The organism is Bifidobacterium sp. KRGSERBCFTRI (assembly GCF_025908335.1).
In genome coordinates, this window is record NZ_CP109653.1 from 2126621 (window position 1) to 2142683 (window position 16063).

Sequence of the window (16063 nt, forward strand, 5' to 3'; positions counted from 1 at the left end):
TCGTTCCCTCGTTTCTAGTTGTGCCCGAGCTTTTCCAATATGGTGTCCGGCTCCAATCCACGCCTCTGAATGGCAAGCCGCAACTCGTCATTGCGTTGACGCACCGACTGTGTGCGGGCTTCCTGCGCGTCGAACTCATTCCAGGCGTCCGACAGATCCGTCTGCCTGATGGTCTCGGCATCTTGTTCATATCGGGCTCGCAGATCGGACTGTTCTCCTTGCCGCGTGTGCAACTGTTCCATCTTGTACTGATGCAGCAGCGCATCCCATTGCGTCGTAGCTTGCGCGAAATCGGGAGTCGCAGGACTCGTAAGCAGCTCGATGATGGCGCCAATCTGAGTCCCATCGCGGTATTCCTGCGGAATCATTCTCAAAATCGGCTCGATCTTCAGCTCCTGGGCATACGTGAAATTCTCCTGCACGCCTTGCGCCGCCAACGCTGCCAGCAATGTTGAGCGGCTTTTCCTCGCCAACCTGCCTTCCCGTATGGCCGAGGTGATCAGAACGCCGAAAACAATGGCCATGAGCAGTGTGATGATCCCACGAAGGCGCCCAGCCGTCTCCACGTCGGCTCGACATGCCGCTATCGCAAAATACGCACCTGGGATGATCGCCACACACCACACCGCCCATACAAGTCGCTTGCGCAATACAGCACAGGCGTTTTCAAAGGCCTGCCGTGCGGTTGCGACTTCATCGGCCGCTTTTTCACGCGCCCCGTCAGTGAATTCAAGCGTCTTCTGTGCTCTGGCAAGCAGATCAAGGCGACGCCGCGGCGGATAATCATCCAAACGCCACGCATCCGCAGACAGCACCTGATCAAGAGGCTCGTTTGATATGAAGTCGGAAATCAGCTTGGATGACGCATCATCAGACTCCGTACCGTCACCGCAGTCAACACCGATGTCCCGGAACGCCTGAACCATGTCCACGCCATAGAATGTCGACGGCAGGAGGCATCCGTTGACGCCGACGATCGATATATGCTCAGGGTCGTCATTGAGCCAGATGAAACCCACCGCCGGTTCGACCTTGTCTTCGACCATCGTCAGCCCAGCAACATATTGGAGCCTGAAGGCGGGTACGCCGGGGCCGCCTATCCCCTGTGTGATCTTCGGATCCTCGGATCGATCCGTCACGATCGCAATCGCGTTGAGATCCGAGTAATCAACGATGACGACATCGTGTTCCCTCATTGTGCGCCGTGCCATGATCATCCTTTCCTTAACGTAAGCGTTCCAGTAGCGTCCACTAGTATGACCTCCAATAGAACACCGTGTCGTCAGATACCGAATCAGCGGCCCGTCCCCCATAAGGCTCAACAACAAGGTACACTGCTCGCGTAGGCGGGTTCGAGTCATCCAAGCCTTCGATAGGTGAATCACTTGTTGAAATCACTCGTGTTACTGAAAGTGGTCTCTGTACGAATTTAATACCTGACCGAGGTACGTCTGGCAATGACATGTCTACCGTGTGCACCGCCTCACCGTCGCACGCCACATTGTTGTAATACTGCGCCCAAACCTCGCAATCGATGCGATAAGTATACTGTGTGATCAATTGCTGCGCGCCAGAGGAAGTATTGGGATTATCTTGATGGACATACCCCAATGGGATTGTCGTCTGGCCGTTCGGCAGTGGGTTGAGGTCCCCCATCCGCGACGTATCCAACACGAGAGGAGAGGTATTGCCTTCGGTCTGCGGCGTGATCTTGACGCAGGTCACGCCATCGCTTCTGCACCATGTGCCCCTGATGTTGTCGGGATCGAATCCCGAATTCCCCGCAGTGGCGCCACTATCGTCCGCACTGTCCGCGGTATTCGTATCCGACTGTGCGGACCCTTCATTCGAATCTTCCTGTGTCCAGCCGGAACTTTCATCGTAATAGTACGGATTATCAGCACCAGAGCCCGGGATCCCAGCATCCCCACCATCGATTGACGACTCTGCGGAAACGGACTGCTGCATCGGAAGCCGCGTCTGTTCTCGGTTGCGCACGAACACCAACGACAACACGATGCTGAGCACGCAGACGACAGACACCGCGGCCAGACGTACCATCGGCATCCGCATCGACGCGTCGTGCGGCGCAGGCAAGCCGATGAACTCGTTGTCGCCCTTACAGAGCCTTGCGACATTCCTGCCCATGAAACGCTTTGGCATGGTATAACCCTGCACTCCGTCGATGCGAATGCGCTTCGGATCATCATTCAACCATGACTCACCGCGCGCACCCATCGTGGTGCCGTGCTGCAGATTCTTGCCAAGCACCCATCGGATCAGATATGCTGTTCTTCCAGCCGCTCCCACACCACCCGTCTTTTCTGGGTCATCGGAGGATGCGACGACGAATCCTATCCCTTTGCACCCATTATCATTGACGGCCACGGCATCGCCGACTTCCATGTCCCTGCGCCCCATCGCCACTCCTATCTTTATATCTTTTATAAAAGATATGGTTTCAAACCAGCCTAATTTGTCCACAGCGCCCTGTCAAACCGACATGCAAAGCTCGCAACGGTCACGACATGCCCGAATGTTGCTCCATCTTGGTACAAAGATAACGAAGTACTTTGCACGGAAGGGCGATGATGGCCGAAATCGTCACCATGAAAATCGGACCGCGGAAAATCCTGGACTACGACGAGAAAGATCCTGACAACAACACAATCGCCGCCATCGGCTGGCACGACGGGCTCAGCCAGAAAGAGGTCTGGAGCTGCAGCGCCGGATGGTGGAAGCTGGAACCAGGCCGTGCCGTGCGATGCGACATCGGCATTGTCCTCAATCCGGACAACGTCGTCGTCTGCGTCGCCAAGATCAAAGGCATCGTCAAGCGCGAGGACATGCGTATGTGGTTCCTCGGAGACCTCGCCGGAGAGCGTTATGAACCTTGGATTGGCAAGACATTCGAGCGCAATGACTCAAAGAACCCGATCGCCTACTTCGACGAGCACGCAATCATCCCGCCTGAATCTGTCACCAACAAGATGACAATCCTCAACAGCCGGTAGACAGGCCGAAACACGCAAAGGAGCGTGTCTGCCATCATTTTATCTTTTATATAAGTTATCATGATGCAAAGTTACTGTCCGCGCATCGAAGAAGGCACCTATGACCACGCTTGGGTTCCGTTATCGCATTCGCCAGAACACCGGTGTTCCACGCCCACTACGTGCAAAATAACTTGAACAGGCAGTCACAGGTTGGCTGTCCACGCTCGCGTGGTCGGATTGGACGGTCACTTCGCCATCGGACGACAGAGCCGAAACCGTACCGATTCCGTTCACATCCATCGCACGCCTGCAATGCGTGGGCATGCCAGACGGCGAATTCCGCGAACTGAACATCATGGCGTTCGACGACAAACCGTTCTATCGAGAGCTCATCGACGACGAACATGGCACAAACATCTATGACGAGGCCATAGACCGACTATGGCAGACGGTGCAGCTGCTCGAAATCACCATAACCGCCGCGAACACACATATTGCCTTCATCGACCTTGACAGCGAACTCATTGCCTTTGATGAAGAGGACCCGAAAACACTCCCCTCACTGTGCCTTGGCCAGATTCCGCGATTGACGGGTTCCCTGTCCGTTTTCCGACGACACCCGCAGGCCGCGGAACCGGCTGATCTTGTGTTATTCGAAACAGCGAGCTTCACCATTGGCGAGGAATGGTTCGACATGATGATCCATGGGGCGAATGCGCTGGATGTGGCCTATCGACATGCGCGTCGCCGATTGCGAACGTCTCGTGATGTGTAGCGGAAACAGCAAACCATACGATACAGAAAAGGAACATATCATGGAAAACAACAATCCACCAATTAGGTTCTTTGAAATGCTCGGCCTCAGCGAAGAGGAGCTTTCGGAGTATGCAATCAGATTGAACCAAAGTAGCGGCGCGTGGTTCGATGCAATGACGATGTATTACGAGCATCACGACGAGCTCATGGATTGGGTGTTCACACGCCGCTGGAACGGCAGCAAGGCCGGAGGAAACATACGGCAGCCCAAGGTGCTGCAATTCATCCAGCTCGATGGACGGGAGAAACCCGCGATCCATTGGTTGTTCATCGGAGGCTATGAGGTCGGCGAAACGGTGATGCAGGGGAATGACGAAGTCTACCAGCGCAAGCCAATCGAACGTTTCCTCCCATTCGAGGCGCGCACCGTCGTCGTGTACCGTAAGAGGCGCGGCGCGACGCAGATGGTGAACGGCATGGCCGATGCCGGATTGCGTTCTCGCTTCTTCGATACGATGCTCGTCGAGAAGATTGCGCAGTCGCCGGTCTCGGCAATGCCATTCCCTGGCTACGACAACGTGCGGCTATCGTTCTCCGAGCTTGTAGCCGCTGTGCATAACGACGAATGGCGTGGCGCGCTAGGAGCCGTCAACGCCGTGTATCTGCAGACCGACACGCGTACCGGTTGGCACTACGTCGGATCAGCATACAGCCGCCATGGCGGAGCACAAGGTCTGCTCTCCCGATGGGAGGAATACGCGAACGGAGACCACACTGGCGGCAATGCGCTGCTCAAGGACCTTGTCGCAAAACACGGCGTGGAATACATCGAGCAGTATTTCCAGTACTCCATCCTCGACATCTTTGACCCACGCGTGCCCGACCGCACAGTCATCGAACGTGAGCACTGGTGGATGGATGCCCTCAGCTCTGTACGTGACGACAGAGCGTCATCACCGCATGGGTACAATTCCAAACTCCAATGGAATCGTACCAGCGAAGGAAGGGAAGCCGGACTGAGCTGATTGATCTGAGGATCTGGTGATGAATGGCACGGGGACGGCAGAGTGTACTCTGCCGTCCCCGTGCCATTCATCACCTTGAGGTGTCACACGGATAGCGGAAGCTTCCCGCGCCGCGTTCATCTCAGCTCTTGGTCAGTTCTGCGACGGCCTCGAGTGCGAGCTTGTATCCCAGGTAACCCAGTCCCGTGATCGTGCCGGTGGCCACCGGGCTGATCACCGAACGCTTGCGGAACTCATCGCGTGCGGCTGGATTCGAGATGTGCACCTCCATGAGCGGCAGGTCCGCGTCGAGCACCATGTGCGCGGCGTCGGCCAACGCATAGGAGTAATGGGTGAAGGCGGCGGGGTTCATCACCACGGCGATGCGCCGGTCCGCGGCCTCGTGCATCCAATGCACCATCTGCGCTTCGTCATCGGTTTGGCGCACATCGACGTCAAGGCCGTATTCGACCCCCCACCGGGTGCAGAGTCGACGCAGCTCCTCGAGATCCTGCGAACCGTACACATCCGGCTGACGCACTCCGAGCCGCCCCAGATTCGGCCCATTGACCACCATGACCTTGATCGGCTGTGACTTCGTTGCCATTGTCCCTCCAATTCGTTGCCGTTGGCTGCTCTCCACTATAGCGAGGCCGGAGCGTGTATGGGTGGTCGGCTCCCACTTTGCATTCTGGGCGTATATTCACCTCGCACCTGCCGGACCGATTCCATTCACGGGTTCTGCACACGGTGGAAGGCCTCCTCTACGGCCTCCGAATCGGGGTCGTTCAGATGGAACGGCTCCCCCACCTGTTCAAGGCCCACGAACCGCAGCGTGTTGCCACGGGCTTTCTTGTCACGATGCATCAATGCGAGGACCTCATCGAAGCCGGCGCCGTTCCACGATGTCGGCAGACCGAGGCTGGTGAGCAGAGACCTTGTGTAGTCCACCGTGTCACGGTCAAGGTGCCCGGTCAGGCTCGACAGCTCGGCGGCATAGACCATGCCAACGGCCACGGCGTTGCCGTGACGCCAGCGGAAATGCTCGAGCTGTTCGATTGCATGACCGAAGGTGTGGCCGTAGTTGAGGAATTCACGCAATCCGGCCTCCCGGAGATCTGCGCTCACATGATGGGCCTTCACACGGACGGTGCGCTCGATGAGCTCACTGACCACATCCTCCAGAGGCGTGCCCAGGAATGTCTCGCCACTGAACGCGCGCAGTTCGGCGGCATGGTCCTCGAGGATGCGCAGGATCTGCGGATCCATGATGAACCCGGATTTCGCCACCTCGCCCAGCCCTTCGATGAAGATGTCGTTGGGCAGCGTGGTCAACGTGCGGAGGTCCGCCAGCACGCCGGCCGGCGTGTAGAACGAACCGACCAGGTTCTTGCCTTGAGGGGTGTTGATGCCGGTCTTGCCACCGGTGGAGGCGTCCACCATGGCGAGCAGCGACGTAGGGCAGTTCACGTAGCGGATGCCGCGCATCCACGTGGCTGCCACGAATCCTGCCAAATCCGTGCAGGCCCCACCGCCGATGCCCACAATGGCATCCGAACGGGTGAAGCCCTCCGTGCCCAGCCGTTGCCAGATCCCATTGGCCACCTCGATGGTCTTGCCGGCCTCGGCGTCAGGAATCACAATGTCCGATACCTCATAACCTGCCTGACGCAGCAGTCCGCGAGCACGGTCGCTATGGCGCTGCACGGACTGCGTGTGAATGAGCGCCACGCGCACGGGCTGCTTGCCCAGCACTTCAGGCAGGTGGCTCAACGCTCCTTCCCCAATGCGCACATCGTAGGGTTCGATTCCCCTGCCATCAACATGTACAGTGTGCTCTGCAACCATTTCTATCATCCTTTTCGCCGCGGCTTTGGGCGTCATACCCCGCGTTGGCACGACCAGATTCGCCACCTGACGGTATACGGGGTCGCGTTGTCTGAACAGCGACATCCAGCGTTTCTCGGCATCGCCTGTGAGCATGGGGCGACCGCCTCCCCGGTTGGCACGTTCCATGGCTTCATGTGGGTCGGCCTTCAAATACACCACCTTGCCGCCCCGGGCCACATACTGTGCCAGGCGCCGACGTATGGCCTTCGTCATCGGCGCTCCGCCTCCCAGGGAAAAGATGCCGCCGAAGGAATCCAGGATATCGCACACCACATCACGCTCCACCTCGCGAAATGCCGGTTCCCCATATTGTGCGAAATAGTCCGGTATGCTCATGCCGATCTCGCGTTCGATCTCCACGTCGGCGTCGAGAAATGGCAGACCGCGCATCTGCGCCATCTCCTTGCCGAGTCGAGTCTTTCCCGCACCCATCATGCCGATGATCACGGCCTGCGGTTGCCTGCGGGGTTTGCCCGCGTGCCTGTGGTTATGTGCCATGCCCTGCAACCGCCTAACGCATGTGCTCCGGCCACGAGGCCAGATAGCCTTCGATGTTGCGGCGCGTCTCTTCGATGCTGTCGCCTCCGAATTTCTCCAGCAGGTGCTGGGCCAGTGTCAGACGCACCATGGCCTCCGCCACCACGGCGGCAGCCGGGACTGCGGTGCTGTCAGAGCGCTGATTGATGGCCTGGGCGGCCTCTCCGGTGGTGATGTCCACGGTGCGCAGGGCGCGCGGTATGGAGGGAATCGGTTTCATGGCCGCGCGCACCCGAATCGGCTGCCCGTTGGACATACCGCCCTCGATGCCGCCGGCACGATTCGACAAGCGTGCAATGCAGCCATCATCGCCTGGCACCATCTCATCATGTGCCATGGAACCGGGGCGGCCAGCCTCCAGGAATCCATCGCCGATCTCCACACCCTTGATTGCCTGGATGCCCATGACCGCGGCGGCCAGGGCGGCGTCCAGCCGACGATCCGATTCCACGTACGTGCCGATGCCTGCCGGCACACCGTATGCGATGACTTCAATCACACCACCCAACGTGTCGGCCTTCGCCTTGGCCTCATCGATGCGGGCCACCATGCGCTCCTCAGCGTCCTTGTCCAGTGTGCGCACCGGAGAGGCATCGAGGGCCGCCACGTCATCAGGGCCCGGCAGCGGCGTGTTGTCACTCTCCACACCGGCACCGCCAATCGAGATCACATGGCTCACGGTTCGAATGCCCGCCACCTGCTCCAGGAACAGCGCGGCCACTTCGCCGAGCGCCACGCGCGATGCCGTCTCGCGGGCGCTGGACCGTTCGAGCACCGGACGAGCATCGTCGAAACCGTATTTGCGCATGCCGGTCAGATCGGCATGCCCCGGTCGCGGACGGCTCAACGGCGCATTGCGTCCCTCGCGCGCAAGTTCATGGTCAAGTGGGTCTGCGCTCATCACCTCGGTCCATTTCGGCCATTCGGTGTTGCCTATCTCGATGGCGATCGGAGACCCCAACGTGCTGCCGAATCGCACACCGGTCAGCAGGCGCACCTGATCCTGCTCGAACTTCATCCGAGCCCCACGGCCATACCCCAGACGGCGTCGCGCCAATGCATCGCGAATGTCCTGCGATGTCACGCGCACACCTGAGGGCATCCCCTCGATCATCGCCACCAACGCCTCGCCATGGGACTCGCCTGCGGTCTGCCAACGCAACATGCCTACTCCTTTTGTTCTACGTCAATCCCGACTATCTTAACCATATGTATTGGCTAATCACTATACCGAGCTTGGTCTGTGGACTCGCGATCTCGGTCACCGACCTGAGGCGCCGCATTGTGCCGCGCCCATGGGTCATGGCAGGTGTGGCCGTGCAATGCGTGGTCTTCTTGACAGCGGGGATTCGCTCGCACGACCTGTGGCCCTTCGTCTGCGCCTGCTTCGGGCTGGTGGGTGCAGTCGGGGTGCAGCTTTCGCTCGCCATGGCGATCCCCCGCCATGCGCTTGGTCTTGGTGATGTCACTGCCAGTGGCATGGCGGGATTTGCCACGGGGTATTTCGGACTCGAATGCTATCTGTGGTTCTGGCTGTGCATGGGCGTGCTCGGTGTAGGTTGGGTGCCCGCCTATTCCGTGTATTCCCGGGTACGTTCGCGTGGACGCACCGGTGATGGGGTGGGACGTCTGCGGGTGCCGTTCGTCCCGGTGATAGCAACGGCGGCTGCACTTGCCGTCATGTGTTGTGCATGACGGGGCGCAGCCGCCGTGGACAGCTGAAATTCAGGTTCCGCATCCGCTCGTCAGTTCGCGTCGGGGTTGTTCCTCCGGTACTCCTGCACAAGCTGTTGGAACTGTTCGTCGGTGTCGGCGAATTTTGTCTCGCCGGTCTTCAGATCGGTGGTCACGAAGTACAGCCAATTGCCGTCGGCAGGATGCATGGCCGCTTCGATGGCGTCATCACCCGGATTGCTGATCGGTGTCGGCGGCAGACCGCGATTCACACGGGTGTTGTAGGGATTCGAGGTGTCTTGCAACTGGTCGTTGGTCAGTTGCATGCCGTTGATGCTGGCACCATAGGCCACGGTGCTGTCCATGCCGAGCGTCATGTCTTTGTCGAGACGATTGTAGATCACTCGGCTCACCTTGCTGTAGTAGTCCGATGAGTTCACCTCCGCCTCCACAATGGAAGCGATGATGAGCATGCGCTCGCGTTCCGCGCCTTGGGGAACGCCCATCTCGTCGAGTTTGCGAATGCGCGCGTCCACCATCTCTTTGAGCAGCCGCTCGGGAGCGGTCGCGACATCACCCACAGTATAGGTGCCAGGCTCCAGCCAGCCTTCGAAGTTGCCGTTCGCCTCTGCGGGAAGGATCTTCGACGCCTCGTCCCTGTTGTTGACAATCGCTTCGAACCGTGTCTTGTCGATGTCGTTATCTGCGCAGATCCGTTCGATCACGGTGGACACTCGTTCGCCCTGCCGCACCTCCGCGAAGCCTTTCGCGTTGCCTTGGTCGGAGAGTATGTCCGCCGCCTGTGACGCCTTCATATGCGTCTTCAATGCATAGGTCCCCGGGTACAATGTCTTGTCGTTCGAGGAAACATAGGTGGCGAAGGTGTCTGCCGACTTGACGATCTGCTGTTGCACCAGATTGGCACCCACCTCCATGATGCCCTCGCCCTGCTTGACGGTGAAGGCGACATCGGTGTCTCCCGGTCCCGGATAATCCTCGACGAGGGATTCATGGGCCATGTTCGTACGACGCCAGTTCCGTGCGGCCCGGTATGCGAACACCCCGCCGACCGAGATGAGGGCGAGGGCGATGACGACGATGATGCAGATGATGAGATTCCTGCGTTTCCTCATCGCGCGTTGGCGTCGCATCTCGCGCCTGCTATGGGGAGGGGCGGGTGGCATGGCCGCCGGTTCGGCGCCATCGTCCCAGGATTCGTCGGCATTGAAGAAATCATGCAGGTCGTCGGACACTTCAAAACTCCTCTGTGTTATCGCGTGCACGATCAAGAGCCGTCTGGAGGATCTCAACCGCCGACTGCTGGTCGACGACGGCTCGGTGTTGCTTGCTGCTGACATTCGCGTCGAACAGACGACGGTGTGCGTCGACGGTTGTCAATCGTTCATCGATGAATATGATATCCGGCATCACGCCGATGTGAGAGTCCTGGTCTTCCATTTCGGACTCGAGTCTTCTGCGCAACGATTTCGCCCACCGCTGCGCCTTTTTGGCGCTGCTTCCCGCGGAACCGTCCATCTGCAGCGGCAATCCTATGGCGATGGCCGTCACGGGTGTGCCTTCTTCGGCCTTGTCTTCTATAAGGTCCAGTACATCGTCGAAAACCTGGAAATAGTCGCCGTATACGCGAATGTTGCCCTCGGGGTATGCGAAGGAACGCTCGGGGTTGGAGGCAGCAACCCCCACCCGAGCGTTCCCGAGATCAAGTCCCAGCCAGATTCCCGGCATCAGGCGCGCATCGCCTCTTGCGTCAGGGCTTCCAGCGCGGCATCGATCTTCGAGGCATCGGCACCGCCGCCTTGGGCGAAATCGGGCTTGCCGCCGCCACCGCCGCCAAGCATCTTGGAAGCGCCGCGAACCAGGTCGCCGGCCTTCACCCCCGCCTTGCGGGCTGCTTCATTGGTGGCCACGGCAATCACAGGCTTGTCGTCCTCATTCACGCCGGCGAGGGCGACAATCACCGGTTTGTCGTCACCCAACCGTCCGCGAATGTCCATGACGGTCTTGCGCAGCACATCGAACGATCCGAAGTGGCCGACGTTCTTCGAGACCACCACCACCGGGGCGGTCGAATTGGCGGCGGCCTCAACGAGTTCCGGCACCGACGACGCCAGCTGAGCCTCGTACATCGAGGCAAGGCGGCGATCGGAGTCTTTGAGCTTGGCTAGCAATGTGTTGATGCGATCGGCCAGCTCATCGGGACGTGCGTTCAACGTGTCGGAGAGCTGGGAAACCAGTGCATGCTCGCGGGCGTTGAAATCATAGGCGCTCTGCCCCACCAGTGCATCGACGCGTCGCACACCGGAGCCTACGGATGCCTCGGAGAGAATGTTCACCTGACCGATCTTGCCTGCAAAGTCCACATGCGTGCCGCCACACAGCTCACGGCTCCAGCCATCGTCGCCAATGGTGACCACACGCACCACATCGCCGTACTTCTCACCGAACAGATGCATGGCGCCGAGCGCAATGGCGTCGTCGAATTTCATCTCCTCGGTGCTCACATGCAGGTTGTCGCGCAAGCGGTCGTTCACGCGGGCCTCGACAGCGCTCATGAGCTCCTTGGTGGGTGCCGTCGACCATTGGAAGTCGAATCGCAAGCGGTTGGGGGCATCCTCCGAGCCACGCTGGGTGGCCTGAGGTCCAAGCTCCTCGCGCAGGGCCTTGTGCACGATATGTGTGGCGGTATGCGAACGGGCGATGGCACCACGACGTTCGACGTCGATGGTTGCCGTGGCTTCGGCTCCCACCACGAGCGTGCCTTCGATCAAACGGCACTGCTGCACAATGAGGTCCTTGATTGGCTTCTGCACATCGTCCACCTCAAGCACGGCGCCATCATCGGAGATGATCTCACCCTGATCGGCAAGCTGTCCGCCGGCCTCGGCATAGAACGGCGTGCGGTCGAGAATGACCTCCACGGTTGCCGGCGCACTCACAGCCGGCACCGAACCGACACCCTCAAGCATGATGCCAAGCACGCGGCTGCGGGTGGAGACCTCCGTGTATCCGAGGAACTCGATTGGCTGATGCAGCTTGTTCTTGAAGTCGTCGTATTCGCTCAAATCGACATTGTGACGCTTCTTCAGGGCATCCTGACGGGCTCGGGACTTCTGCTCGTTCATGAGCTCGCGGAACTTCGCTTCGTCGACCTTGACCCCCTGCTCCTGCGCCATCTCCAGCGTCAGTTCGATCGGGAAGCCATAGGTGTCGTGCAGGGTGAACGCGGCATCGCCGGAAACAACCGGGGTGGTCTCCCCCTTGGCTTCCTCGGCCGTGCTCTTCGCCTTCGCGACGGCCATGTCGAAGATCTCCAGACCGTTGGTAAGTGTGCGCCGGAACGCGTCTTCCTCGCCGTATGCCGCCTCCGACACATCGTGGAAGGTGTTGGCGAGCTCCGGATAGTTCGGTTCCATGGCCTGTTCCGACACTGGCAGAAGCTGGGGCATGACCGGATCGGTCACACCGAGCACACGCATGGCTTCGATGGTGCGGCGGATCAGGCGGCGCAGCACATAGCCGCGTCCCGCATTGCTCGGACGCACGCCGTCGCTCATGATCATGAGCGCGGAACGAACATGGTCGGCCACGACGCGCATTCTGACGTCGGCCTCCTTGTTCTCGCCGTACTTGATGCCGGTGATCTTCTCGGCCGCCTCGATGACGGGGTACACCTCATCGGTCTCGTAGATGTTGTTCTTGCCCTGCAGCAGGTATGCCAGACGCTCCAGACCGGCACCGGTGTCGATGTTCTTGTGCTTGAGCTCACCGGCGATGTGCAGGTCTGTTTTCGACTTGACGTTGTCCACCATGTAGTTCTCGAACACGAGGTCCCAGATCTCGATATACCGGCTTTCGTCGGCGATGGGGCCGCCTTCCTTGCCGTATTCGGGTCCACGGTCCACGTAGATTTCCGAGCAGGGGCCGCCGGGGCCGGGGCCGCCGGTCGTCCAGAAGTTGTCTTCCATGCCGAGGATCTGGATGTGTTCCGGATCCACCCCTTCGTTGCGCCACATGGCACGGGCCTCATCATCGTCCGTGTAGGTGGTCATCCATAGCTTCTCTGGGTCGAATCCGAAGCCGCCGTCTTCGCGCGGCGAGGTCAGCAGGTCGTATGCGTAATGGATGGCCTCCTCTTTGAAGTAATCGCCGAAGGAGAAGTTTCCGAGCATCTGGAAGAAGGTGCCATGACGCGTGGTCTTTCCCACCTCCTCGATGTCGAGGGTGCGCACGCACTTCTGGTTGCTGGCCATGCGGCGGCTTGGCGGGGTCTGCTCCCCCATGAGATACGGGATGAACGGGACCATGCCGGCAATGGTGAACAACGTGGTCGGATTGGGCGAGATCAGCGATGCGGACGGCACCACCAGATGATCCTGCTTTTTGAAGTAATTGAGATAACGCTGTGCGATTTCAGCGGTGCGCATGTGATGCGTCTCCTTGTATTGGTGTTCTACTGACGATATTGGCTTCGCGTGTTTTTCAACTCAGCTTTGCGGTGTATTGCCGGTTGAGCTCCTCTTCACGTGCCTGCTGGGCCTGCCTGAACTGATCGATGAGGCCCTGCAGTGTACGCATCCCCACATTCTCCTGATCCGGCCCCAGGAGGAACTGCCTGGCTTTGTCCGGGGTGTTGGCCCTGACGTATGCGGTGGCCTTGGAAACGGCGAGTACGCCTAGCACCACACCGGCGGCGACCCAAAACACTCGTTTGAACATCACTCGCCCTTGCCTTTCTGCTCCGCCGATGCGGGCTGGTTTTTCTTCCCTTTGTTCATGAACGACGCCGCTGTCACCTTGACCGCGTAGAAGGTGGATGCCAGCTTGATGATCGGCTTGCCCAGGAAGGAACCGTATAGATTCATCAGGGCGCCGAGGTTGTTCATCGTACTCGAGGCCGCCCCGGAGATCTCATTGACGTCACCCAGTGACTTGTTGACCTGCTTGACGGTGGTCACACCCTCGTCCAATGCGGGGAGAGCATGGTCGCCGGTCTGTTTCACCGTTTCGGCGATCTGATCGAACATCTTGCCCAAGCGGATCAGCGGGTAGATCAGAAAACCGGCAAGAATCGCAAATGCAATCGCCGCAATCAGTCCCGCAATTTCTCCAGCACCCATGGCGCCCTCTTTCCTAGCAGTTTGCGTCTACACTTATACGCGTTTAGCCTATCCAATCACCCAGACCTAAACGGCTAGCGTCGATTATACGATATGACCTCAATGGCATCGTCCAGTGACTTGACGGTATCGAAGTCAATCATGGTCACGGAGCCGTTGGCCGGTCGTTCGCTCAGGTCGTACCCCGCAGGAGCGAAGCGCTGCATCAACGACAACAGCGTATTGCCGTGCGAGATCATGAGCACATCGTCGCCGTCCCTAAGGTCCGCGTTAGCTGCAATGAGGGCGAAGGCGCCATCGACTCTCCGCCAGTACTCCTCGTCGGACTCGGCGTCGTGGAACGGGTCCGCCTCCTTGAGGAAGTCCCGGGTGGCACCCAGTCCGAACTGCTCGACTATGGCATGGTAGGTGGGAGCACCGTGCGGGCCCCCGGCTGCGAGCCAGGCCGCTCCCATGTCCTGCCCTTCGAAATAGCCGTAGAACTGCTCACGGAAGTGCATGTCGGCATGAATCACCGGCACGTCATGCCCATTGGCTGCATTGATATCGAGAATCGTCTGTGCCGTCACCTGTGCTCTGGTGGTGTCCGAGCAATACGCTGCGGCGAAGGTGATGTCTTTCAATGCATTGCCCGCATGGATGGCATCGTCGAGTCCGGCTTGCGTCAATGGTGAGTTCGACCAGCCTTGGAGACGGTTGTAGCGGTTGAAGAATGTCTGTCCGTGACGGACGAGATGAACATGCACGATCATGCTTCGATTATGGCACGGCGTGACGCCCGGACGTCGTATTTCGCCTGTGGACGTCTTCGGGCATAATGGGGTGATGGGCAATTTTCTCATTCGATGGTTCATTCTCACCATAGCGGCGGCCGTGATGGTGGTGCTGCTTCCAGGAATGCACGTGGTGGGTCATCCCCCTATTCTCGGCATTGCCGCCTTCTCACTATTCATGGCTCTGTTCAACGCCTCGCTCAAACCCGTGGTGCAGATGCTGGCGCTGCCGTTCAGCGTGCTCACCTTCGGCCTGCTGGCTTTGGTGATCAATTGGCTGTTCATGGAGCTGGCCTCCTGGCTTGCCATCAATCTGTTCGACGTAGGCGTGACGATTGGCGGATTCTGGTGGGCGGTGCTCGGCTCGCTCATCATGTCGCTGGTCAGCGGAATCGTGAGCGCCGCAGTCGGCCAATGAGACGCCGGCTTGCGAATACGAAGAGGCCCGCGGGCAAATGCCGCGGGCCTCTTCGTGTATGTATGTCCTTATACCGTATGTTCCTACAGTATGTTGATCCAGATCAGCGGGCGTAGAATTCGACCACGTACTGGATGTTCACCTGAACCGGAATCTCCTCCGGCTCCGGCTTGCGGGTCAGCGTCGCCTTGAGGGAGGCGAGGTTCACATCGAGATAGCCCGGCACCGGCGGCAGGACGTCGCGGTGGGTGCCTTCGGCTGCAATCTGGAACGGAACCATCGTCTGGCTCTTCGGCTTGACCTGGATGGTCTGGCCGGGCTTGACGCGGTAGGACGGGCGATCGACGATGTTGCCGTCGACGAGGATGTGACGGTGCACCACGAACTGGCGGGCCTGTGCGGTGGTGCGGGCGATGCCGGCACGCAGCACGAGGGCATCGAGGCGGGTCTCCAGATCGGTGAGCATTGCGTTGCCGGTCTGGCCTGCGGTGTGGGTGCCCTTTTCATAGGCGGCGCGGAGCTGCTTCTCCGAGATGCCATACTGAGCGCGCAGACGCTGCTTCTCGCGCAGGCGGACCGCGTAATCGGACTCGGCGCGGCGGCGGGTACGGCCATGCTCACCCGGAGCATACGGACGTTTTTCGAAGATGCGCTGTGCCTTCGGGGTCAGCGCGATGCCGAGGGCGCGGGAAAGACGCACCTGACGGCGGGAACGATTCGACATGATGTTTCCTTCGTTGTTCTGTCGTTGTCTGAACGGAATCCGGCAACCATATGGCGTCGGACTGAGCCAGCCTCTCCAGTGCTTCCTCGTGCCAAGCACGAACAGTCTTGCGACTGCCGACCCACTGATGGGCTAAGACTCCCAGACAGTGCC

General features: G+C 59.5%; 17 protein-coding genes. 5 read left to right on the plus strand and 12 right to left on the minus strand.

Annotated elements, in window-relative coordinates; all coding sequences use genetic code 11:
* Window positions 1-14: 14 nt before the first annotated feature.
* Both OGI63_RS09240 and OGI63_RS09245 read right to left on the minus strand, forming a co-directional pair.
* A complete protein-coding gene (locus tag OGI63_RS09240; RefSeq protein WP_004217828.1) occupies window positions 15-1217 on the minus strand; it encodes a hypothetical protein in 1203 nt (400 codons plus the stop codon).
* A gap of 34 nt (window positions 1218-1251) precedes the next feature.
* Complete coding sequence (locus OGI63_RS09245) at window positions 1252-2484, minus strand: hypothetical protein (protein WP_014482916.1); 1233 nt, start codon at window positions 2482-2484, stop codon at window positions 1252-1254.
* 104 nt (window positions 2485-2588) lie between these two features.
* On the opposite strand from OGI63_RS09245, the gene OGI63_RS09250 reads away from it, so the two are divergent.
* The 3 genes from OGI63_RS09250 to OGI63_RS09260 all read left to right on the plus strand — a co-directional run bounded on the left by OGI63_RS09250 (window position 2589) and on the right by OGI63_RS09260 (window position 4777).
* Window positions 2589-3014, plus strand: a complete 426-nt coding sequence (locus OGI63_RS09250; protein WP_004217825.1) for a hypothetical protein — start codon at window positions 2589-2591, stop codon at window positions 3012-3014.
* A 304-nt stretch (window positions 3015-3318) separates the two neighbouring features.
* On the plus strand, window positions 3319-3771 hold the full coding sequence (locus tag OGI63_RS09255) for a hypothetical protein (protein WP_004217824.1): 453 nt from the start codon (window positions 3319-3321) through the stop codon (window positions 3769-3771).
* Window positions 3772-3811: 40 nt separating this feature from the next.
* Window positions 3812-4777, plus strand: coding sequence for a GIY-YIG nuclease family protein (locus OGI63_RS09260; protein ID WP_004217823.1), 966 nt, complete (start codon window positions 3812-3814; stop codon window positions 4775-4777).
* Between the two features lie 121 nt (window positions 4778-4898).
* Here the strand turns inward: OGI63_RS09260 and OGI63_RS09265 are convergent, their stop codons facing one another.
* The 3 genes from OGI63_RS09265 to aroC all read right to left on the minus strand — a co-directional run bounded on the left by OGI63_RS09265 (window position 4899) and on the right by aroC (window position 8348).
* Window positions 4899-5363 (minus strand): type II 3-dehydroquinate dehydratase, encoded by a 465-nt coding sequence (locus tag OGI63_RS09265; RefSeq protein WP_004217822.1) that lies wholly within the window; start codon window positions 5361-5363, stop codon window positions 4899-4901.
* Between the two features lie 125 nt (window positions 5364-5488).
* Window positions 5489-7144 carry a bifunctional shikimate kinase/3-dehydroquinate synthase gene (locus tag OGI63_RS09270; protein WP_004217820.1) on the minus strand — a complete coding sequence of 552 codons (1656 nt, stop codon included), beginning with the start codon at window positions 7142-7144 and terminating at the stop codon, window positions 5489-5491.
* A gap of 13 nt (window positions 7145-7157) precedes the next feature.
* Window positions 7158-8348: a chorismate synthase gene (gene aroC / locus OGI63_RS09275; RefSeq protein ID WP_004217819.1), complete on the minus strand. Its 1191-nt coding sequence runs from the start codon at window positions 8346-8348 to the stop codon at window positions 7158-7160.
* Window positions 8349-8392: 44 nt separating this feature from the next.
* Between aroC and OGI63_RS09280 the strand changes: the two genes are divergently transcribed.
* Window positions 8393-8878 (plus strand): prepilin peptidase, encoded by a 486-nt coding sequence (locus tag OGI63_RS09280; RefSeq protein ID WP_014483169.1) that lies wholly within the window; start codon window positions 8393-8395, stop codon window positions 8876-8878.
* Window positions 8879-8928: 50 nt separating this feature from the next.
* On the opposite strand, the gene mltG is transcribed toward OGI63_RS09280, so the two are convergent.
* From mltG to OGI63_RS09310, 6 genes are all read right to left on the minus strand, one after another.
* Window positions 8929-10110, minus strand: coding sequence for an endolytic transglycosylase MltG (gene mltG, locus OGI63_RS09285; RefSeq protein ID WP_004217817.1), 1182 nt, complete (start codon window positions 10108-10110; stop codon window positions 8929-8931).
* A 1-nt stretch (window position 10111) separates the two neighbouring features.
* Window positions 10112-10603 (minus strand): Holliday junction resolvase RuvX, encoded by a 492-nt coding sequence (gene ruvX, locus OGI63_RS09290; RefSeq protein ID WP_004217816.1) that lies wholly within the window; start codon window positions 10601-10603, stop codon window positions 10112-10114.
* The gene (gene alaS / locus OGI63_RS09295) at window positions 10603-13302 is read right to left on the minus strand and encodes an alanine--tRNA ligase (RefSeq protein WP_004217815.1); all 2700 of its coding nucleotides are present in this window, start codon (window positions 13300-13302) and stop codon (window positions 10603-10605) included. Before alaS ends, ruvX begins: the two co-directional genes overlap by 1 nt.
* A gap of 55 nt (window positions 13303-13357) precedes the next feature.
* The gene (locus OGI63_RS09300) at window positions 13358-13594 is read right to left on the minus strand and encodes a hypothetical protein (RefSeq protein ID WP_004217814.1); all 237 of its coding nucleotides are present in this window, start codon (window positions 13592-13594) and stop codon (window positions 13358-13360) included.
* Window positions 13594-13995 (minus strand): DUF948 domain-containing protein, encoded by a 402-nt coding sequence (locus tag OGI63_RS09305; RefSeq protein WP_004217813.1) that lies wholly within the window; start codon window positions 13993-13995, stop codon window positions 13594-13596. Before OGI63_RS09305 ends, OGI63_RS09300 begins: the two co-directional genes overlap by 1 nt.
* 74 nt (window positions 13996-14069) lie before the next feature.
* The gene (locus OGI63_RS09310; protein ID WP_004217812.1) at window positions 14070-14747 is read right to left on the minus strand and encodes a histidine phosphatase family protein; all 678 of its coding nucleotides are present in this window, start codon (window positions 14745-14747) and stop codon (window positions 14070-14072) included.
* 73 nt (window positions 14748-14820) lie between these two features.
* On the opposite strand from OGI63_RS09310, the gene OGI63_RS09315 reads away from it, so the two are divergent.
* Window positions 14821-15186 carry a phage holin family protein gene (locus OGI63_RS09315; protein ID WP_004217811.1) on the plus strand — a complete coding sequence of 122 codons (366 nt, stop codon included), beginning with the start codon at window positions 14821-14823 and terminating at the stop codon, window positions 15184-15186.
* A 103-nt stretch (window positions 15187-15289) separates the two neighbouring features.
* On the opposite strand, the gene rpsD is transcribed toward OGI63_RS09315, so the two are convergent.
* Window positions 15290-15910: a 30S ribosomal protein S4 gene (gene rpsD, locus OGI63_RS09320; protein ID WP_004217809.1), complete on the minus strand. Its 621-nt coding sequence runs from the start codon at window positions 15908-15910 to the stop codon at window positions 15290-15292.
* Window positions 15911-16063 lie beyond the last annotated feature (153 nt).